The 21,704-nt window shown below is 58.0% G+C and carries 12 protein-coding genes; 6 read left to right on the top strand and 6 right to left on the bottom strand.

Annotation, left to right across the window (positions count from 1 at the left end):
• Nucleotides 1-11 precede the first annotated feature (11 nt).
• Nucleotides 12-356 carry a copper-binding protein gene (locus ACYQ54_RS28295; RefSeq protein WP_460088434.1) on the top strand — a complete coding sequence of 115 codons (345 nt, stop codon included), beginning with the start codon at nucleotides 12-14 and terminating at the stop codon, nucleotides 354-356.
• A 913-nt stretch (nucleotides 357-1,269) separates the two neighbouring features.
• Here ACYQ54_RS28295 and ACYQ54_RS28290 read toward each other — a convergent pair.
• The 3 genes from ACYQ54_RS28290 to ACYQ54_RS28280 form a co-directional block, all read right to left on the bottom strand.
• Complete coding sequence (locus ACYQ54_RS28290; protein WP_460088431.1) at nucleotides 1,270-2,703, bottom strand: amidase family protein; 1,434 nt, start codon at nucleotides 2,701-2,703, stop codon at nucleotides 1,270-1,272.
• A 286-nt stretch (nucleotides 2,704-2,989) separates the two neighbouring features.
• Nucleotides 2,990-3,721 carry a LytR/AlgR family response regulator transcription factor gene (locus ACYQ54_RS28285; RefSeq protein ID WP_460088430.1) on the bottom strand — a complete coding sequence of 244 codons (732 nt, stop codon included), beginning with the start codon at nucleotides 3,719-3,721 and terminating at the stop codon, nucleotides 2,990-2,992.
• On the bottom strand, nucleotides 3,709-4,851 hold the full coding sequence (locus ACYQ54_RS28280; RefSeq protein WP_460088429.1) for a sensor histidine kinase: 1,143 nt from the start codon (nucleotides 4,849-4,851) through the stop codon (nucleotides 3,709-3,711). Before ACYQ54_RS28280 ends, ACYQ54_RS28285 begins: the two co-directional genes overlap by 13 nt.
• 281 nt (nucleotides 4,852-5,132) lie before the next feature.
• Between ACYQ54_RS28280 and ACYQ54_RS28275 the strand changes: the two genes are divergently transcribed.
• The 3 genes from ACYQ54_RS28275 (at nucleotide 5,133) to ACYQ54_RS28265 (ending at nucleotide 14,355) form a co-directional block, all read left to right on the top strand.
• Nucleotides 5,133-11,768: an autotransporter outer membrane beta-barrel domain-containing protein gene (locus ACYQ54_RS28275; RefSeq protein WP_460088427.1), complete on the top strand. Its 6,636-nt coding sequence runs from the start codon at nucleotides 5,133-5,135 to the stop codon at nucleotides 11,766-11,768.
• 835 nt (nucleotides 11,769-12,603) lie between these two features.
• Nucleotides 12,604-13,299: a hypothetical protein gene (locus ACYQ54_RS28270; protein WP_460088426.1), complete on the top strand. Its 696-nt coding sequence runs from the start codon at nucleotides 12,604-12,606 to the stop codon at nucleotides 13,297-13,299.
• A gap of 78 nt (nucleotides 13,300-13,377) precedes the next feature.
• Nucleotides 13,378-14,355: an IS5 family transposase gene (locus tag ACYQ54_RS28265; protein WP_460088424.1), complete on the top strand. Its 978-nt coding sequence runs from the start codon at nucleotides 13,378-13,380 to the stop codon at nucleotides 14,353-14,355.
• A 436-nt stretch (nucleotides 14,356-14,791) separates the two neighbouring features.
• On the opposite strand, the gene ACYQ54_RS28260 is transcribed toward ACYQ54_RS28265, so the two are convergent.
• On the bottom strand, nucleotides 14,792-15,433 hold the full coding sequence (locus tag ACYQ54_RS28260) for a hypothetical protein (RefSeq protein WP_460088423.1): 642 nt from the start codon (nucleotides 15,431-15,433) through the stop codon (nucleotides 14,792-14,794).
• Nucleotides 15,434-15,820: 387 nt separating this feature from the next.
• On the opposite strand from ACYQ54_RS28260, the gene ACYQ54_RS28255 reads away from it, so the two are divergent.
• A complete protein-coding gene (locus ACYQ54_RS28255; RefSeq protein ID WP_460088421.1) occupies nucleotides 15,821-16,063 on the top strand; it encodes a WGR domain-containing protein in 243 nt (80 codons plus the stop codon).
• Nucleotides 16,064-16,136: 73 nt separating this feature from the next.
• Here the strand turns inward: ACYQ54_RS28255 and ACYQ54_RS28250 are convergent, their stop codons facing one another.
• A complete protein-coding gene (locus ACYQ54_RS28250) occupies nucleotides 16,137-17,294 on the bottom strand; it encodes an RHE_PE00001 family protein (protein WP_460088420.1) in 1,158 nt (385 codons plus the stop codon).
• A gap of 247 nt (nucleotides 17,295-17,541) precedes the next feature.
• Between ACYQ54_RS28250 and ACYQ54_RS28245 the strand changes: the two genes are divergently transcribed.
• Nucleotides 17,542-18,723 carry a tyrosine-type recombinase/integrase gene (locus ACYQ54_RS28245; RefSeq protein WP_460088418.1) on the top strand — a complete coding sequence of 394 codons (1,182 nt, stop codon included), beginning with the start codon at nucleotides 17,542-17,544 and terminating at the stop codon, nucleotides 18,721-18,723.
• Nucleotides 18,724-20,587: 1,864 nt separating this feature from the next.
• Here the strand turns inward: ACYQ54_RS28245 and ACYQ54_RS28240 are convergent.
• A complete protein-coding gene (locus ACYQ54_RS28240; RefSeq protein ID WP_460088416.1) occupies nucleotides 20,588-21,607 on the bottom strand; it encodes a LacI family DNA-binding transcriptional regulator in 1,020 nt (339 codons plus the stop codon).
• Nucleotides 21,608-21,704 lie beyond the last annotated feature (97 nt).

Genomic DNA, 21,704 nt, shown 5'->3' with positions numbered 1-21,704 from the left:
AGGCAACTGAAATGAAGACCCTCATCCTCACAGCGTTCCTGTCCATGGCTGCCGCTCCGGCCGTTCTTGCCCAGTCGTCGCATAGCGGCATGGATCATTCCAACATGCCCATGACCGCCGAACAGATGGACGGCGCGGTCCACGCCAATGCCGTCGTCAACTCCATCGGTGACGGGACTGCAAACGTCAGCCACGATCCGATTCCCGAAATCGGCTGGCCGGCCATGACGATGGAACTGCCCCTTCTGGAAGGCGCACAGATGTCGGATGATCTCACCCCGGGTGACAGCGTGATCCTGATGCTGGTGAAAGGCGACGACGGCATGTATGCCATCGGCGGAATGATGCCGAACTGACGCCTGTGACTGCAAAGGTTGCCCGGAGCAAGAGATCCGGGCAGCTCACATTACGATCGGCCAATTAGCGGATTCCTGCTTGAAATATCCGTGGGCCACTTCAACAGAAGCAGTCAAGACGGCCATCGCGAGAGTCCAAAGGCTGCTATCGCCGTTTCAAACACCAAAACCAGTCAAGCCGCTCTTCATGCGGTGAACGGCTCTCCTCCCGAATGCCCAGGAACAAGGCCGCGGTTGCCCTGGCCAACAAGCTGGCCCGCACGGCGTGGAGTGTCCTGCGCCACGAACGCGGTTCGACACCCCCAGAGATCTGACCATAGAAGCGATCTGACAGCTTCCCGGTCACAACGGTGTTCGCGAAAGAGGACAGCATGGAACGAAGAAACTATGCCCCCAGAGGCTGACGACCCTTTAGGTCATCATCGACCTTACCGGTAATGAGACCAAGGTGCGTGTGTAACCTCATCGAGGTCACGGCCCGCGAGCCGACAAACAGGCCGGATACATATGAGCGATTTCCGAAGACGCGCCGATTTCTCAATTGCGAACAGCAGCCAGCACATACATAGCACCGGAATCGACACCACATCTAGGGCCGATCAATGTCAGCTAAGCCCGATCAGAGCACGTAAACCGTCCACAGATGACTCCGGAGTTGATGCGCCGTTCCTAGCGCAACTTGTCGGTCAGCAAAGCGCCTCCATTTCAGCCATACAGGGTCTCGTCAACAGATTCCAAAACCGGACATTCGCTGAGTGGCGGACAATGCAGCCTTTAATTAAACGGCAGCTTTCAATGCATGTCTGGTAGATAAAAACGCGGCCTAGCCGCCCTAAGGGCGCTCAATTTCGGACGCCAAGCCTATTGGCGGTTTTGCGGAAGGTGGATTTGGCAATTGATGGGACATCTCTCACTACCAATTGCGTCGTAGATGCCTCGCTTCCATCGCTGCCGCGATAGCCAGGACCTTTTTGTCTTTGCCTGGCAGTCCGTCAATTTCCACTCCCACCGGCACACCTTGGACGCGGTTGGCCGCCGGGAAAGTCACACCTGGGGCGCCATAAAACGATGCGGGCACCGTGTTCCTCATTGTTCTCCAGACAGGAACTGCCTGATCGTCCACAACGACATCGCCCTCATCTCCCAATGCTGTCGCTAGGATCGGCGTCGTCGGAAAGATGATCGCGTCGAGTTTGAATTCCTTGAAATGATCGAGGTACTTCTTACGGAAACCAGGCAATGCAACGGACACCACATGCCGATATCGCTCGGCGAGGTCCTCAGCGTTCGCTTCCCGCAGCGCTTGTGCGAATTCCTCTCGAACGTAAGGGCCCGCGATACCGGCGATCAGAGCATCAAAACCAATCCCGGCACCGGAAGTCTCAAGATATTCCGCAAGGCTTCGAGGAAGCTCCCAGGCGCGGATCGGACCAGACAACTCGTCGAGGGATCGCGCCAGATCGTGCAAGTCAGCTTGTACGATGGTTACGCCATAAGATCTCAGTTGTGCCAGCATGTGCCCGAACTCTGCAGCGACGCCAGTCTCGAGTTCGTCCAGGAAATACGGCCCTGGCAACCCAAGCCTCAGACTTGGCAGATCGATGGAAGGTGTGCTGCCGTCACCACTCAGAACGGCATCCATTAGTTGAAGGTCCATCACGGTTCGGGCCATGAGTCCAGGAACGTCACGCGTTGGGAACAGGGGCATGATCCCGGTACTATCATACCGTCCGCTGGAGGGGCGAAAACCAAATATGCCGCAGTGAGACGCGGGAATCCGAACCGAGCCCGCCGTGTCTGTCCCGATCGCGCCGGGAACAAATCCAGCTGCAACCGCCGCGGCTGATCCGCTGCTGCTTCCCCCTGCCGAACGCCTGCGATCGTGCGGGTTCTTCACTGGCCCGGTAAATTCGTTGCTGCTCGTGATCCCGAATGCCAACTCGTACATATTGGTCTTGCCGAAAACGATAGCGCCCGCATCCTTCAGTTTCTGGACCAGAGGCGCGGTTCGGTTGACCACATGGTCTCGTAGAGCCGGTGTCCCGCCGGTCGTCGCCAATCCGGCCACGTCGATACAATCCTTGATCGCTAGCGGAATACCATGCAAGGGCCCGAGGGTGCGGCCAGCGACCAGGTTAAGGTCAGCCTGTCGCGCGGCTGCGCGTACGCTCTCGGGTTCGAAATGGGTGAACGCATTGAGATCGGCATCACGCTCTGCCCGTTCAATCAGTTCCCCTACATATTCTTCGCACGAGAGCTTGCCAGTACGCATCATCTCGGTTGCAAGTTTGATCGTGAGTTGCGGAAGTTCCACCTGCTCAGCTCCCATTTGGTTGGAAAGGAGCATGCCACACCCGGAGTGAACCGCAAGACGACCGATCAATCGTGACGGGGGACGAACGAGCAAGTAGGGCTCAAAGCGGGCTTGCCGCGGGACAGTATCCCGATTCTGACCTTTGCTGGTGCCTGGTCGGCACAAACGACCCGAAGCGGTCGTTGACGTGCGCCGCGGCCAAGATCCGGTTTGCGTACCATGTTGTTCGTTTCAGTTCGAAAATGCGCTTTCCAAAACCGGACATTGGCGGCTTGGTGCTTGAACACTATTGGTACCCTGTCTTACACCCCGCACACAGTTACAAAAGGGAGCGCAGTCGCTTTGATGCTGGCCGCCCAAGTTCAACGACATTCGCGCCTGTGCTGAAGTGAATGCTGCTCCGACCGGAAGCGTGCCAGTTGACGCGCTGGATCTGCGAGCAGTTCACGATGGTGGAGCGGTCCAGCCGGTGAAACGGCGGTGCCGGAAGTCTGGTTTCGAAGACGCGTAAAAGACCGTTGGCGAGATGCTGCTGCCCGTTTTCCAGATAGACGCGGGTGTAGTCCCCTTCGGCTCGCAGAAAGGAAACCGCCTCATGGGGCACCAGGATCGACGCGGAGTTGGTCTTGAGCTGAAGACGGTCCTGTGCCGCTTCCGGGGCGGGAGACGCGTTTTTCTCCAGAGCAGATTGACGCGATGGCAGTCTTTCGCGCAGGCGGCCGATTGCGGTTTCCAGCCGTTCCGGCTTGACCGGTTTCACCAGAAAATCGATCGCGGCCACATCGAAGGCATCGATGGCATAGAGGTCATAGGCGCTGACGACGATGACGAATGTCTCCGGCGGCAGATCCTTCGCAAGGTCCAGTCCCTTGCCATTGGTCAGTTCCACATCCAGGAACACCGCATCGGGCCGTGCCCGGTTCATCATGCCCCGGGCAGAGACCAGGTCGCCCGCCTCCCCGGCAATCGTAATGTCGGGATATTCGCCGAGCATGCGCCTGAGACCGCGTCTGGCCGAGGGTTCGTCGTCGACCAGGACTACACGGAGCATGCCGGGCCCTTCAGCAGGATGCGGGCGACGACCGTGCCTTGTCCTTCACTCAGGCTGAACTCATGCATATCCGGGTAGTAGAGCTGCAGGCGCTTTCTGAGATTGGCATGGCCGATCGACTTCCGCGTCGGGTCCGTTTCAGAAATCTTCCCGGAATTCGTGACTGCAACCTCGACCTGATCCGAACCGAGCGGGCGGACGGACACGTGAATGTCTATCCGGTTCGACTGATGCTTCAACCCGTGCTTGACTGCGTTTTCCACAAGCCCCTGCAGGATCATGTGCGGAACGATGGTGTCCCTGACCGTCTCGTCCACGCTCACGGTGCATTGAAGCTTGTCTTCAAACCGGATTTCCTGGATGCGCAAATAGGCATTCATCGCCTCCACTTCTTCCGACAGCGGACAAAGGTCCCGGCGCTGCTGATTGAGGCAGTAACGCAGGTAACTTGCAATTTCCCGCACCATTTCGAGCGCGGTATCCGGTCTTTCATGAATTTCCGATGCAACGGAGTTCAGCGCGTTGAACAGGAAATGCGGCGCGAGTTGCAGCCGTAATTGTTCCAGCTCGGACCGCATGGTTTCCGCCAGCGCCTCGCTTTGCCGCAGCCGCGCAATGCGCGCTTCGTAGTCGGACCTCAGACAGAAATAGGCGAGCATCCAACCGAGAAGAACCGAGGTGTAAAAAACCGCAGGCGTGAAGGAATTGTTGAACGGCAGCGCCTCTGGGAAAAACATATCACGGATCACCCATGCCACAGCCATCTGCACTGTGCCACCGATGAGCGAGAATGCCGCGGCTGCCAGAAACACAGGTAGCGTAATGAGCCGCTGCACTTTTCGGAAGAAATAAAGATGTGCCGCGCTTGTCAGCAGAAAGCCGACGGTGTCCATCGAAAGGGTCAATGTGAGGGCGAGCTTGGCGTCGGAAAACGTCACCATTCGCGCGAAGAAACCGTAAGTGGCGATGAACAGCCAGCCGCCGATCTGCAGCTTCCAGAAGAGATGCTCCGTCTCGGGCTGCAGGCTTTCACCTGCAACAAACGCACCTGCGTTTTGCCGGTTTCGTATGTCCTCTACTGACGCGAAGGGCCCACGCGCCTTCCCCGGAAGGGCTTCGTCTAAGAGCATGTTTAAGGCGATCTCATTTGGAAATGACTTTGTTCAATATAGGATAGCCATGTCGGGGCAGCTTACAACTTCATCGAAGATTTCAGCAGGTTCATCGAATTTGCAGTGAAATTCATGAACCGGCGACCATAGTGCCTCCTGAAGAAGATCAAAAATACCGACCGCAGATATTTCAAGACAATTGCTTCAGGGAAACGACCATGGGCCGCGGCCACGTAACCGCAGGAAAAGACCGGGCTTCTCGCACGCACACCAGGGAAAATAGCCGAAAAAAGTCTCTTTTGCTTTCGACCGCATCCCTGGCAAGCCTTTGCCTTGCGTCCCCCGCGCTAGCAAATTCCCTATGCGATCAGTCGGGCGATCCGTGGGTCTGCACATTCGATGCCTCCTCGGATGTCAGTTACGTCGATCTGACCGCAACGGGCGCATCCGCTGGCGCGCAAGCACCCGGCATCACGATCCAGAATTCCGGCCTGCTGAACATGAACATCCCCACCAGCGAGGGGCTGTACGCAAACTGGTATGTCGAATCCAGAGGCGCGGACGGCGAGGACGACGGTGCGGCCGGGGCAGGCGGAACGGTTACGATCGTCAATCAGAGCAGTCTCGACATAGATGTGTCGGAAGTCAGCCAATTTGCCATGGGCATCTTCGCCCGTTCCAGCGGCGGCGAAGGCGACCAGTCCAATGGGAACAACAACTCGAACGGCGGCTCCGGTGGTAACGGCGGCTCCGTTCAGGTCACCAACACAGGCGTCGCAAGCTATTCCGCCGTCGGATACGCCAACTTCGGATTTGCCATCTTCGTTGCCGAGAGCAACGGTGGCACCGGTGGAAACCAGAACAACAGCATCCTGTCGGACCAATACGGCGGCCAGGGCGGCAGCGGAGGCAGCGTCACCGTCAACAACACCGCCCCGAGCGACTTTACTGTCGGTTCGAGCAGCAACCGCTTTCAGGGGCTTGGAGAAGGCGGCGGGTTCATCGCCAGATCCTTTGGCGGCAGTGGCGGCGATAACAACGGCAATGCCGGTTCTGGTGGAAACGTCACGATCAACAACGCCATGAACGGCGACATCTACTGGGATGTCACCACGGCCGGGGGCGACGGCCTGTTCGTTCTGTATGGGTTAAGCGAAGGCGGCGCCGGCACCGCCTCGACGGACAACAGCGACGACGGCGGCGATGGCGGCAACGGCGGCACGGTCTCGATCACCAACTCTGCCAGGCTCGTCCTCGACGTTACCGGCGGCAGCTACGAACCGAGCGCAGCAATTGGCGCAAAAAGCCTCGGCGGCAAGGGTGGCACCGGCCCCACAAAGGATCATAGCGGCGGCGATGGCGGCACGGCAGGATCCGTGTCGGTGTCTCTTCAAGACGGAAAATCCATCGAAACGAGCGGTGCCAATGTGTACGGCGTGCTGGCACAGAGTGTCGGCGGTGAAGGCGGAGACGGCGGAGACGGAACGGCGCTGGCCGGGACCGGAGGTGGTGGCGGTTTCGGCGGCGATGCCGACGCGGTTTCCGTCACCGTTTCAGGTGGCACCAGCATTGAGACAAGCGGCGCTTTTTCCGCAGCCATCGCGCTGCACTCCATCGGCGGCGGCGGCGGAACGGGGAGCGATTTCCAGAGTGTTCTCGGCGGTCAGAGCGGCAACGGCGGCAATGGCGGCGATGCCGGAAATGTAACCCTCTCGCTCGGCAACGCAACAGTCTCAACGTCAGCAGACCATGCCTTCGGTGTCGTCGCGCAGTCGATCGCAGGAAGTGGCGGAACCGGCGGGATCGATGCCTCAACCCTGGTTGGACTGGGCGGCGATGGCGCCGGTGGAGGCGCAGCCGGTACCGTAACGGTCAACTCAAGCGCCGACATCACGACCAATGGCTTCAATTCGCTTGGCATCATCGCCCAGTCCATTGGCGGTGGCGGCGGAGCCGCCGGGTCTTCCAGCGGGTTTGTCAGCATCGGCGGCAGCGCTGCCGGATCGACAGCGTCCAATGGAAGTTACGTTGGCGTTTCGAATACGGACACCATTACGACCAAAGGCGCTTCCTCGGCCGGTATCCTGGCGCAATCGATTGGCGGCGGCGGCGGGTCAGGCGGCGACAGCACCGGTACTGTCGGCGTGGGTGGCCAGGGCTCGGCGGGCGGAAACGGTGGCACGGTCGCCATTCCGAACATCGGAACCATCGTCACCTCCGGCGGCTATTCTCCTGGAGCCATCTTCCAGTCAGTTGGCGGCGGCGGCGGCAACGGCGGCAGCGTGCAGACCCTGTCGACCATCGCCTCCATCGGTGTCGGCGGGTCTGCCGATCTGGGTGGAGACGGCGGTGAGGTCTGCGTCAACAACACCGGCGGATGCGTTTACGCCGACCTGTCTTCCCTGTTGACCGCCACGAGCGACGGAAACGCCAACATCACCACCACCGGCGTATTCGCGCCCGGGTTGATCGCCCAGTCCATCGGCGGCGGTGGCGGCAACGGCGGCAGCGTCAAGAATTTCAGCGTGCTGTCCTTCCTCGCCTTTCAGATGGGAGGCAGCGGCGGCGACGGCGGTGATGGCGGAACCGTTTCCCTGACCCAGAACCAGTTTTCCGCCGCGACCTCAGGCGCTCAGTCGACGGCTGTCCTCGTACAGTCCATCGGCGGCGGCGGCGGCACGGGTGGCAGCGCCAACTACTTCGACGCGACCATCGGCTTCAACGCCGCCTTTGTTCTGGGCGGCAGCGGTGGTACCGGGGGTAACGGGGACGACGTCACGATCGACCTTTCGAGCGGCACAATCGCCACCGGCCTTTCCGCATCTTCCACCTCCAAGTACGCCCCCAACAATGCGACCGGCATTCTGGCTCAATCGATTGGCGGCGGTGGCGGCAATGGCGGGTCGACATCCGCCGGCGATTTCCTTGTTGCCGCCCCGACAGGCACCGGCGTTCCCCTCGCCTTCAACTATGTGGCAACCGTTGGCGGCAACGGCGGCAATGCAGGAGCTGGCGGCGACGTGACCGTCACCTATGACCAACCCTCAAGGCTCACGACGATCGGCGATGCCTCTCACGGGATCCTGGCCCAATCGGTTGGCGGAGGCGGCGGCAACGGCGGCGATGCATCCGCGCTGACAGCCACGCTTGGCGACAAGGACACGGTGGAATCCACCGCTACGGTCGCCTTGGGAGGCGGCACCGGCAATGCCCTGAGTGACTTCAATTCGGATTATGCGTTCACGACATCCGGTGGCGGCAATGGCGGGGAAGTCAACGTAACCCTGGGAACCTACGGCTCGTCCTCCAATTCAGGCGGCACCACTGCAACGAAACTGACAACCCTTGCGCCGGAAAGCACGCTTTTCACCTTCGGCGACGGTGCCCATGGCGTTCTGGCGCAATCGATCGGCGGCGGCGGCGGCAACGGCGGTCTGGGCAACAGCAATGCCTATTCGCAAGGTGGTATCGCATCGCTGGAAGCGAAGATTTCCCTGGGCGGCCAGGGTGGTTCGGGCGGTGACGGCTCCTCCGTCGAGATCCATAACTTTGCCGGCTACACGGTCCAGACGCAGGGATCGGGCTCCAAAGGCCTGGTCGGGCAGTCCATCGGTGGCGGCGGCGGCAACTCGCAGGGTGGCACCGTCTACCTTGGCGTTGGTGCCAGCAGCGTCTCCGGCAGCATGTCCCTGGGTGTTGGCGCGATTGGTGGCAGTGGCGGCGACGGCGGCACCATCTACACCGAACAATACGGCCGCATCGAAACCTTCGGCGGCGACTCGGACGGTGTCGTGCTGCAATCCATCGGCGGCGGCGGTGGTATCGGCGGATCGCTCGGCAATGACGCGTCGTCTCATAAGGTTCTCGACGCCATTGGAGCCTTGAAGAAACAGATCAAGCGCCTGTCGGATTCGGGAGCGTCCTATTCGTTCACGGTCGATGTCGGTGGTGGCGGCGGGTCCGGCGGTGACGGCAATCAGGTCAAATATTACCATGATGGCCAGATCATCACGCAAGGTGCCTGGGCGGACGGGGTCGTCCTGCAATCAATTGGCGGCGGCGGCGGTCAGGGCGGTTCGTCCACGGCCAGCGGCAGCGAAGTCAGCGCCTCGATCGAACTTGCAGTCGGCGGCAGAGGCGGCTCTGGCGGGGACGGCGGTGAAGTCGCCGTCTGGCTCAATAGCGGCGACAACAATTTCATCAACACGGCCGGTTTTGCAGCCACCGGTATGACGATGCAATCCATCGGTGGCGGCGGTGGCCAGGGTGGCGACGGCTCGGACAACCAGACCGGCACACTGGCAATCGGCGGGGACGGTGGCGGCACAGGTGGTGCAGGCGGCGATGGCGGCCAGGTTCACACCTATGACACCAGCGCGGTAACGATCACCACCAACGGCAATGATGCTGCTGCCCTGGTTGCCCAGTCGATCGGCGGTGGCGGCGGCACCGGCGGGGTCGGCAGCAGCGCGGAAACAACCCGCGTCGACGGCAGTGAGCTGAGCGTCTCTGTTGGCGGTTCAGGCGGTGTGGCCGGCAATAGCGGCACAATCGATCTGGCAATGGACACGACGATTGCGACCTACGGCAACCGCTCTCATGGCGTTCTGCTCCAGTCCATTGGCGGCGGCGGCGGGTATGGTGTCACCGGCAGCGTCGAAGGCGGGCTTGATCTGGCCCTCGGCGGCACGGGCGGGGCGGCTGGCAATGGCGATACGGTGACCTTCCAGCTAACCGGAGGCGCCGGTATCCAGACCAGCGGCGACGGCGCTTTCGGCCTGGTGGCACAATCCATCGGTGGCGGCGGCGGTTTGGCGGGCGATGCGACCGGCGGTTCGATGACCAACGCCACCGCGAACCTGACCTCAGGCGGCGCCAGCGGCAACGGCGGGCAGATCACACTGGATATCGATGCGCCGATCACCGTCACGGGTGACGAGTCCATCGGTATTATCGCTCAGTCCATCGGCGGCGGTGGCGGTATTTCTGGAACCGGCACCGGCGGCGTGGCTGGCCTCATGTCAACGGACAGCACTGGAACCGCAGGCGCTATCGATCTGGAAATCGCAAGTCAGGTCTCTGCCACCGGATCTCAATCGTCAGGCGTCTTTGCGCAAAGCCAGGGCGCAGACGGCAACGGCACAATCGAGATCACGGTTGACGGACAAGGCAACGTTCAGGGGGGCACGGATACGGACGCGGCTGCCATCAGGGTCGCCAACGGGCTCAACAACACGCTCGTTCTGAACGACACTGCGATTGTCCAGTCAGGCGCATCGCGCAACGGCACTGACGACACCGGCTCCTATGCGGTCTGGTACACCGGCACGGGCACGACGGCGGACGGGGCAATCCTTGACGTGACCGTCAACGACACTGCATCCCTTTACGGGGATGTCGTCCTCACCAATGCCGACGGCGGCAGCGCCGGGACGGTCACCAACAATTCCCCCAACACCCTTGCTGATGGCTATCTGTATGATGCAAATGTGGTCAACAACGGCCGTTTCGTTTTGGGCCGCGCACGCGACCCCGGCAAGACCGTGATTACGGGCAACTTCACGCAAAGCGCGCAGGGTTTTCTGGTCGCGGACATCGACCTGAACAACACCGATTCCGATTGGCTGGAAGTGCGCGGCGACGCAACGCTAGCAGGAACACTCGGTCTCAAGACCATCAGCATTCTTCCGGACAGGAAAACGAAGGTTCTGTCGGTCGGCGGGTCTGTTACAGGCACCCTCACCCCGCAGGACTCACTCATCTTCGATTACCTGTTCAGTCCGGAAGGCTCCGACTATTATTTCCAGGTAACCGGCGCCGACTTTACGCCCAACGGCAAGGTGAAGCTCAAACGGGATCAGAAGGCAGTTGCCGAGAATCTTCAGGATATCTGGGATCGCGGCGGCAACAACATCTTCGGCACGTTGTTCGGGGCCATTGCCGACGAGGTCGACAATCAGTCCGGAGACTACGCGGACACCCTGAACCAGCTTCTGCCGCGCACCGGGCTCGCAGCCGTCGTTGAACAGACATTCGAAATGTTGTCCTTCGGCGACAGCCTGATGAGCTGCCCCGTCTTCGAAGGTGATGGCGCGGGCATAACAGAGGGCTCCTGTGGCTGGGCACGGGCAACCGGTGGCACTGGCCACCGCGCGGCGATCGGCAATTCGCCGAGCTATAACGCCGACGCGCTGACCTATCAGCTCGGCGGGCAACGGGAAATAGCCCCCGGCTGGTTCCTCGGCGGTGCCGCGGCCTTTCAGCAGACCTGGATTTCCCAGGCCTCCGGAACCGTCAAGGGAGACGGCAAGTCGGGATATCTCGGGGCAAGCCTGAAACGGGAGATGGGGGCGTGGACCCTTTCTGCCGCCGCCGCCGGCAGCTATGGCAGCACGCGCTTCGACCGCAACCTGTCGATTTCAGACCTAAACGAAACCATCTCAAGCTCGCCCGACGTGCTGGCAGGCTCCATCAGGGCGCGGATCGCCCGCACATTTGCGGCAACAAACGTCTACGTCAAACCCTACATCGACTTTGACGCGATCTATTCCAGGGTCGGCAACTACCGGGAAAGCGGTGACTACGGGCTGGAATTCGACTCCACAGGCCATTGGAATTTCGCCGCAACGCCTTCCGTCGAGTTCGGCAGCCGTCTGCGCTACAAGGATGGCAAGGACCTGAGGGTTTACGGCAAACTCGGCGTCTCGTTTCTGTCCAGCAACGAGTGGCAAACCGATGCCCGCTTCACCAACCGTTCCGGGGGAACGGGGTCTTTCAAGACATCTGTCGAGCATGAAGACCTGTTTGCCACCATTGGCGCCGGCCTGCAGCTCACGTCCATCGAAGGGGTCGACCTGCGGCTTGAGTACAACGGCCGCTTCTCGGAAAAAATGGCCACTAACAGCGGCTCTCTCAGGCTCAGCATTCCCTTTTAGCAGGGATGTGAGAAAGGTTCTGTCGCAATAATTTCCGGCGACGTGCAGATGTCTTTGTGTTTCCCAAATCAGACAACGAACAGTTCACGTCCTTGGGGAAATGAGCGCCTTTGAAGGAAATGGCCTTCGCACGTCTCCAGAACACCGGAAAATCAACGACACATCAATACCTCCAAATCGGTTCATGAAAAGTTCGCGACAGAACCAGTAGCGCAATGGGTAATGTCAGGTTGTTTGAAATTTGACCGTGTTTAGACGGCACCATGCCCCTCAGACATGCGTGCGCTCGCGGCTCCCTACTCGGCCATGGCCTGACGCCGATGATTTCGAGTTTGTGCTGCGGAGCGGTTGGTCTGGAATGGAACAAAGCAGTTTCGGGCAACTGAGAAGATCGACACGAAATGCTGTAGTGAGCCTATCGACCGGATGCCTTGTCATGTTCGCTCCCGCTTTCGAAACGGCAAGTGCGAATTTTGCTTCCTAATCGAGGAATTGCAAAGACCGCTACTCGTCACCCTTAAATTTTGTGACAGAACCCTCGTAAGGGTCCTGATCGAACGAACTGAGTCTTCCGAAATTCCTCGTTGCGGCGTGCTCCATCCACCTGCCAAACTCATTGTGAGCGAAGTGAAAGACGATGCCGCAGAGCCTTGTTGCACAGATCGACGATAGCCCGGAACGCTACTTGGTGGCAAGGTCGCGCTACGCCTCGTTCAAGCGGTGCGCCACTGGGCTAAGACGCGCAGCTGCGCCCATCTGATGGTGCATGTCACCAATGGTGAGAACGCGGAGGACGCGGATAAGTTCTTCCGGCGCTGCGGGATTGTGACGGTAGGTGGTAATTATTGTTGTTCACCCTGAGCAGCTCGATGAAAAGCGAGAAGCAAAACAAAATAAGAGTGGCAGAATGAAAGATCTTCACCCGCGAAATATTCAATTTTTACTCTTTTATGTAGGTAATTATCTGAAAATTAATATAATCAAGTTTGTTGTTTTATACGTCTGCACTATCTTAGTAACCACAATTTTTCTAGAAAAACCATCGAAAGCAAGCGAAAATTACGAAAAGGAATTATCTCAATTACTTGAAGGTACAATATTTCGCTATGGCGACGAAGAATTACAAGTGACTGTCGATGGATGTCGAATCGAAATAATAAGTAAGAATGACAATTGTTACTATCCAGAAAACACAGAAATAATAAAAAAAGAAATTTGCTTGCGTGAATTTGAAGCAATAAAGGTGATCGAAAACAGCCACTCATCATCGATCAGCTTAAATCCAAGCAGAGAAACTAGGAAAAAAATTGAAAATCTAGACTTATTTTCTAAGGGAAAAGATGATGACTTTGGAATTTTGTGCCCCTCCGAGGATAAGCTATTTACAAAAACAGCTAATTTCCAATGCAATGGGCGCAAATATTTTCGGGTTGATCCCGGAGGGGCTAATATTCGACTGTACTTAGGAAGTGAAGAAATCGTAGAAGAAAAACTTAATTTTTACCTGAATACCGTTTGCAAAGGCGATTAAACTCATGTCAAGGGCGTTGTTGCAGGGATCGCCGGACGGCTGATATCGAGGCGTTCTGTTCTATTCAGGATGCTGTCAATGCCGCACAAATTTAACGCCGCTCATCGTGACAAGATCCCGAAGCAAAAGTATCGGGTGACCAACTGGTCTGAGTACAACGAAGGCCTGCGGCAGCGCGGTGATCTGACGATTTGGATGAGTGAGGATGCTATTAGGTCATGGGTTGCGCCGCGGCGTGTGACCCGTGGTGGTCAGCGCAAATATTCGGATCTGGCGATCGAGATGTGCCTGACCCTGGGCATGGTGTTCCGCCAGCCGCTGCGGCAAACGCAAGGTTTAATGCGTTCCATTGCGGGGCTCTTCGGCGTGGAAATCAAGGTGCCAGATTTCTCTACTTTGTCGCGGCGGAGCAGCGGCTTGAAATTGCCTACACAACCAAGGATCAGCAGCCGAGCGCCAGTCCATTTGGCAGTGGACAGCACCGGCCTGAAGATCTTCGGCGAGGGCGAATGGCTTGAGCAGAAGCATAAAACCAAGCGAAAACGGCGCTCTTGGCGGAAATTGCACCTCGGTCTTGATCTTGCCAGCGGCGAAATCGTCTGCTCGGATCTTACCCAAGATGACGTCGGCGACCCGACTGCGCTTCCCGTTCTTTTGGATCAAGTCAACGGCCCGGTCTCTCGGTTCTTCGCGGATGGAGCATATGACGGGGACCCAACGTCTGACCTGCTGGCCGCTCGGTTTGGATCGACGGTCGAAGTCATGATCCCACCACCGAAAAACGCGGCCTTCAGTCCAAATGCGCTGCTGTATCCAACCGTTCGTGATCGCCATATTGCCGACATCTCAGCCCGTGGGCGGATGGCTTGGCAGAAGAAATCAGCCTACAATCAGCGCAGCCGGGTTGAGACTCTCATGGGTCGCTGGAAGACCGTCATTGGGCCGAAGCTAAAGGCTCGACGCTTCGAAAACCAGAAAGCTGAGGCTAAAATTGGCGCCGGCATTCTTAACCGAATGACCCGACTTGGCCGCCCCATTTTTGAACGCACCGCCTGAAATCCGTCTCGGGTTGGCCGCGTTCCGGGCTATCGTCGATCTGTGCAACAAGGCTGATTGAAATTTCCCCCTTAAGCCAAGGTCAAGAGGTTTGTTCTCTTCGGGATTGATAAAATATGAGCGACCGTTAGTAAGATTATAATATTGAATGCCGCCACTAGACTCTCGTTGAAGTATCCCATCTTTCATTATTAAATATCTCCAGCCCTATATTTCATTTTGCTTTTTTTAATTTAAATAATGTCACATCATTTTTTCTCCGCGCAAGAAACGAATAAGAAATACCGCCGCAAAGAAAATGGCCAATATAATTATGAATATCTGCGCCTTGTCTAAATATTTCGACTCTACGCCAAATATTTTAAACATAAAAAAAACTATACAACTCGCTAGGAAAGTAAAAAATTCTTTTTTTCCAACTGTAATATGTTTCATTTTACTTTTCTTTACTGCTCAGAATATAATTCCCACCAACCGTCACCATCCCGCAGCGCCGGAAAAATCTGTCGGCGTCTTCCGCGTTCTCGCCATTGGTGACATGAACCATCAAATGAGAGCAGCTTCTAGTCGCAGCCCAGTGGCGCACCGCTTGAACGAGGCGCAGCGCGACCTTGCCTTCGAGCAACGTGCCAGTAAGCTTTTGGGATAAGTTCAATGTCTGCACCGTCGCGATTAGCGCACCAGTGCCCAGAAAATGCTCGCCCACTTGCACCGAAGCAAAGCCGAAGAGACCATCCTCGGCCAGCGGCTCGTCCACCCCCAGCACAGCATAGATTAGCCCGAAACGTTCCGGCTCGGACATGGCCTTGTTAAAGATCGCCCGGGCCTTGGTTTCGGAGAACGGAATATCGCGAAAGATCGTCCTGAGATGCGCTTCGCGCGCGAGATGGATGCCGGCGCGGCAATCGGTTTCTGAGCCGTCCGCTAGTCGGAGTTTGATGCCAGTTCGCTGTTGAATGATATCACCAGCGTTCGCGGCCTCGCTCATACGACCATCAGGCTGTTGCTTGGAGGCGATGCCTTGCCGATTGTCCAAGTAACGCTCACCGTGCGCGGAAAGAGTATCTTCTTCCCTCACTTGAATGCCCCTAACCAACGCGTTACGCGTTGTCTCCCCGATCAGAAGCTTTGCTCCTGATTTGTTATAGTCGCAACCTGACGCCTCTTTCTGGTTGCGCGGCTATAGTTAACACCCTGGTCACTTTTGACAAGTTCTTAAGTGCACTTCTTGGTTGATAGAGGTTGTTTCGAGCAACGTTGTCGGGTTTTTGTGAGCTCGTCTCAGGTGTCGCGGTGTCACCCTTGGCCAAATCAAAGCATGTTGGACGTCGTCCGAATCTGGCTGAGAAGCCTCCGCCTTTGGTGCTGTTCTTCCCAGCCACTTATCATCCATTTGAATCCGTTCCTTCGCATCGATTCCAATCATTCATTGGACCGCTGTTCGGAGATCTTCGACACTGCGGTCATGGAACCAGATGACGATCTCCTTCTCCTCAAACGCGTGGACCCCGGCCGGAACATGAACCGGTTCTACCACCTGTCGGTCGAGCCCACCCTGTTCGGCGGATTTGCCGTTCGCCGGACATGGGGACGCCTGGGCACCTGGGGTCGAACGCGGCTTGATCTGTTTGCAGATGTGTCATCGGCTCTGGTCCATCAGCAGAAGCTGGCGGCACAAAAACACAAGCGCGGTTATCGTCCGGAATGAGGCTGTGGCGTTGTACCTGACCCCTGACCCCTGTTCCATGGGATTTTCCCCAGACAGATCACTCAGGCAAACGTCATAAAATACCCCAGGCTCTGTATCTGTCTCGGCCTGTAAGCTCGCGGGGGAGCGCGGGGCCGAGTTGGCGGATCATGCGGTCGACGGCGGCGGCGGTGACGCCGAGGTCCTGGCGGGCCATGGGTATGGTCACCAGGGGCCGGGACAGGAACATCCGGGCAAACTCCGGCAGCCTTGAGTGGCTCCGGCAAGACTGGCAATGGCGAGCCAATTGCTCCTGGGCAATCGAGAGCCGGTCCAGCTGATCCATGGTTTCCTGGGCGGCTTTTTCAAAACCGGACAGGAAGCCGGAAATACGCACTTGGAACGTGTCCTTGCGGCGCCAGCGAAAGGGCGACTTTCGCAATCCCGCTGACAGGCTCGGCAAATGAGACGTGGTCACCTGGGTTTTCAGGAAGACCGCCGACAGCAGGCGGCCAAGTTCCGGCCATCCGTCCAGTGGCTGCAGCACCTGCCATGCATCAAGCAAAATCGCCGCCGCCAGAACCGGCGGCAATTTCAGGGCTTCAGTTTCCTCTTTGACAGTGAGCCAGTCGTCCAGGCGGTCACCCCGTTCGGAAAACCGAGAGATGTGCGCGGAAGGTATGTCTCCGGATTGGCGGGACGAGACAGGTCTTTCCGGGACGGTTCCCTGCGCCAGATGTCTGGAGCGTTCCAAAACGGCGTCGATCTCGGCAAAGAGAGTTTTTTCGCTGTCGGCAGTGTCCTGTTGCACCGAGGCTGAGGCGGCACGTCCCCTCCCCTCCCCTGAGCTTCGGATTGTCGTTGTCTCGAACTCGGTGTCATCTGACGCCCGACCCACAAGTGCCAGAAGACCATCGCGGCTCAAGACAGTGTCCGGGGCTTGCCGGTCGACCCGTCTGCGGAGGGCCAGGAACCTGGCGGCCCGGGTCAACTCGTGGGTGGGTGCGCGTCTGTCGGTGCCGGCGTCGTGCAGGACAAGGTCTTCCAGATGAACAAGGTCTCCATCGAGGGCCATGGAGGCACAGGTGTCAAACAGGTGAGACCGGCTGCGCACGCCGTCTTCCAGCGCTGGTGTCCGTCGCAATCTCTCGTCGGCTCTGGTCAGGGACCGGCTGGCGCGGTCAAGCGGTTCGGCCAATATCGCCCAGTCCAGTGAACTCAGTGACTTGCGAAGGTTGTAAGTCGTTGACATCGGATAATAATAATTCATTAACGATAACAAACAAGCAAAAAAAGATCATTACATGTATGTCCGTCAGAAAGCGTTTCTTACTGTTGATAATTAAAGCTTATCGATAGTTAGACATTTCAACGGTATCATGGTAAAAATCGGGGGCCCTTACCCGACCAGCAAAGCCTGTCAGCCCATGCCCGAAAGCCCCCTTCCCGCCCCTTTTTTCAGTTCGCGGCCCGCACACGACGAGGCGTCCGATCAGGCTGTGAGCCAGAAAGTGGAAAACCTCGACATTCTGGCTGCCATCCTGCCCGCCCTTGCAGGTCCGGATCGGGCGGAGCAGCTTGCCCGGCTTCTGACCGATGAAGATATCGACACCCTGCGCCACATTGCCAGGGAAGGCATGGGCGAAAATTCCCTGAGGGCCCTGACCTCCGATTTTTCCTATCTGGAAGGCTGGTGTCTGGTGGCAACCGGAAGCCCCCTGCCCTGGCCGGCACCTGTTCCCCTGATCCTGAAATTCATCGCCCATCACCTGTGGGATCCGGACAAGAAAATGTCTGATCCCGATCACGGGATGCCTGACCACGTGGCGCGGGCTCTGGTGGCACAGAAGCTCCTTAGAACTCAAAAAAAGTCAGAAAACCTTCGGCCCCCGCATGCGCCGGCGACCGTGCAGCGGCGGTTGGCATCCTGGTCGACCTTGCACCGCTGGCGTGGTCTGACGGGACCGTTTTCGGCGGCAGAGGTGCGCTCCGCCATGCGTCTGGCCGTTCGTGTTGCGGATCGGCCAAGGACCAGAAAAAGCCGCAAGGCCATCACGGCCGATTGTCTGGAGGTGTTGCTTCGGACCTGTGAGGGCGACGACATGTGCGGACCGAACCTGACAGATATCCGGGACCGGGCGGTGTTGCTCGTCGGGTTTGCCTCCGGTGGCCGTCGGCGTTCTGAATTGTCCGGGTTGCGGGTCGGCCAGATTACCTGGGAAGAATTTTTGCCTTTGGATCCGAGCGATCCGGACAGCGAACTACTGCCTGCCGCCAGCTTACGGCTGGGGCGTACCAAGACGGAAGAGTCTTCGGACGACAATACGGTGCTTCTGATCGGCCGGACGGTCGACGCACTGAAGAAATGGCTGGACGCATCACAGATTACGGACGGGGCCGTTTTCCGGGCGATCGATCAATGGGGTAACCTGAAAACCCGCGCCCTCACCCCGCAATCCGTCAACGCCATCGTCAAGAAACGCTGTGCGCTTGCAGGGCTCGATCCGCAGGATTTTTCCGCCCATGGCTTGCGCTCCGGCTTTCTGACGGAAGCTGCCAACAGGGACATTCCAATCCAGGATGCCATGCTGCAGTCGCGGCACCGCTCCCTCGCCCAGGCCTCCAGCTACTACAGTGATGCCGGGCGCAGCAGAAGGCGGTCAGCCAGAATGCTGGGGTAAGATCAGGCATTCGGCCTTGAGCCTTGAGCCTTGAGTGAAGGGGTGGCGAAGGTTTCGCGCGTTGCTCGCGACCTGTTCAGGTATTGGATCATCTTTGGACGCACGGGGCAGTGGATCACAGTGACAGAGCTGGCAAGGTGAAAGGCAGAAGGCTGAAATGAGCCAATTTGTGCTGGCGCCAACGCCAATAAGGCGCGCAGTGTGCAGCCCAGCTGCCTGCCTTTAGTGTGCCCGCCTGGTGTTGCCTCCTTTGTCTCTTCGATGGCGAGAAGGTGCCGAGGGAGAGGCATTTGATCGGACGTCGGCATCATCCAGAGGCTGATGATTATAGCCGCCTCAAGGTATGGCCCGCGGTTCAGGAATTGACCAGCAGATTGAAAGTTTGTCTTAAGTGTTTGAGTGTCGTCACCGGCTGTTGCGCGTTGCTTGATGTGGCGGAAATAATGCGTCTTGAATTGCCGTCAGAGAATTGGACCAACTGCCTGAAAGATGCCCAGGCCTCTCCCGACCTGTTCCAAAGCTTGCTAAGTCCCCTGCCCTTCTTCGCCGGCGCAGGCTAGCTTCATCGTTGCCAGTGGTGAAGAGCGCCGTTCGAACCCCTTCGAGCGAGCTAGGCGCCCACCAGTTACGGGTAAATTCGTAGCGGGATTTCCGCTCTGTCTTATAGAGACGCCGAGTTCTGCTTGAGCCGCTCTTTGTCGTTTATGCTAGCAGTTCTGATGAGTCTCCGTTTATCGTCTGCCGTCGGCTTAGGGCGCTAATCACGACAACACCTTCATATTTGATGCGCTCCTCATACAGACAGAGCAAAGGGTAAACACTGACACGCCCTTTCGGCCTTGCTTCTGAAGCGCATATGTGACCCCGTTTAGAAGTCTCATTTTCATGCCCCAAGGGCAGCTGGCCGGTTCAAATATAGCAATTGCTATATCGCCCTGAGCTGCACGCACAGCGGAGTGTTGCGACCTTCCGCAAACTCTACTCGCCCTGATTTATAGCAATTGCTATATGCGTTGATCCCACGTTACAGAATTTTCAGAGTGACGGCTGGTTACCCGTAACGATCTGTATGGATGATATGGAACTGGAGCGCGAATTTGGCGTATTGCGTCACCCTGCCCTTCGACGTGGAAAGTGCTGACTTGTCGCAAAAGCCATCATGCTCACCAGAACTTCCAGCTACTATTTTGGACGCGTGTGGCAAGCCCCGTCGACCTAGCACCTGGTTGCGCCGTTAGCCTGGATCAAACGTAAACCTTCATCGTGTCGGGCCGAGCCTAGATGTTCCTCTGGGCGTTGAAGCCACGGGCAACGATGCCACTAGTGGCGCCCAGTGACGGAAGCGATTGGCGAGGGCAGGGGCCAAAAGATGCGCGGGGAGGGGGACAGTGCGGCCTGTTTGCTGACTGCATGCAGGGGAGTTTGTGTAGAACCCAATGCCCTGTTGTGGGTAGACCAAACAATGGCACAGGCAGAGGTAACGCTGCCAAGTATCCCGGTCAAAGGAGCTTTAGCCTGGCCCCAGCCCACGGAACAACACTCCGAGCGGTGCTGGATAGGCGGCGCCTTTGTTCATATGCGCAAAATTTCCTGTCGCCGACATCCATCAGAAGCCTCATCTTTCGCGCGACGTGGGTCGTTAAAACGGCGACGTATTGGTCCAGACCATTGCCCGCAGAGGAGGGGAGGGGCCTTCTGCCGGGGTGCTGGGTGCTGGGTGCTGGGTGCTGGGTGCTGGGTGCTGGGTGCTGGGTGCTGGGTGCTGGGTGCTGGGAGAGAATGTAGCTCTGAAATCAGCGAACCTGCGCCGGCCCATGCGTTCGAGCGCGCAATCCAGCTCAAGGCCACATGAAACCTTCTGAGGCTACCCACCAACGGGTGGCGCAAAACTCTCGGTTACAAGCATGGTGGCGGGCCAGACAATTCTGGTTTTGTGACTGTCGTCGCGCAGCACGTGCAGCACTTCCCGGGCGATCGTTCGTCCGAGTTGTTCCAGATCGATCTCGAATGCGGTCACCGGTGGGTTCAGGAAACGAAGAAGCTTGCTCCGACGGAGTGTTGCGACCGAGAGGTCCTTGCCGGGAGCCAGTCCGGCTTCGTGCAAGGCGGAATATACCCCAAAAGCCATCAGCTCGTAGTTCAGCAGCAACGCAGTTGCGCGGTCGGGCATGTCAAGGATCTGGCGTGTAACCTGCTTGCCGCCGGATTCGCTGACCTCGCACTCGAAAATCAGGCCGGGATCGAACTCCAGGCCTGTCGCGGCAATTGCAGCCTGATAGGCTCCGCGCAGCAGGCTGGCGATATTGGATCGGGCAGGCGGCACGGTGATCGCGATGCGCTTGTGGCTGAGGTCCACCAGCTTGCGGATTGTCTGGTCGACAAAGCCCTCGAAATCGAGATCGATCCAGGGATGCTCGTTCTCCAAACGCGACCGCCCGAGCGTGAGAAACGGGAGCCTTGATTTGAGCAGGAACTCGATACGGGGATCTGTCGTCATGGTCGCGGTGACCACGATGGCGTCCGCCGTTCCGCGCGCAATGACACGTTTCAGAAACTCGGTCGGATCGTTGGCGGAGTGGCAGGGCAGGATGATGAGATCGTAGCCTTCGCTATCGAGTTCCGCCTGCATGGCATCGATCACCCGCATGAAGAAATTGTCGCCGCTTCTCAGTTCAGATTTGCCGGTCTCCAGCATGAAGGCGATCGTTTGGGTGGTTCCACGGCGCAAGGAGCGCCCCGAAGCGTTTGCACTGTAGCCGAGTTCGACGGCCGCATTGAGCACCCGCTCACGGGTTTTGGCATTCACATCCGGTTTGTCGTTCAGCGCTCGCGAAACTGTTCCGATTGATATCCCAAGATGTTGCGCGAGGTCTTTTATGTTCAAGGACACGGGCTCCAGATGCAGTTACCGAAAACGTTTACGAAACTTCTTGACACAAAGTTCCTTCATAATCTAGCGTCGTAAACGTTTACGGAGCACG

Source organism: Roseibium sp. LAB1 (assembly GCF_054658235.1).
The sequence above is the reverse complement of the archived record's forward strand: the minus strand, read 5'-3'. Positions and strand labels throughout refer to the sequence as shown.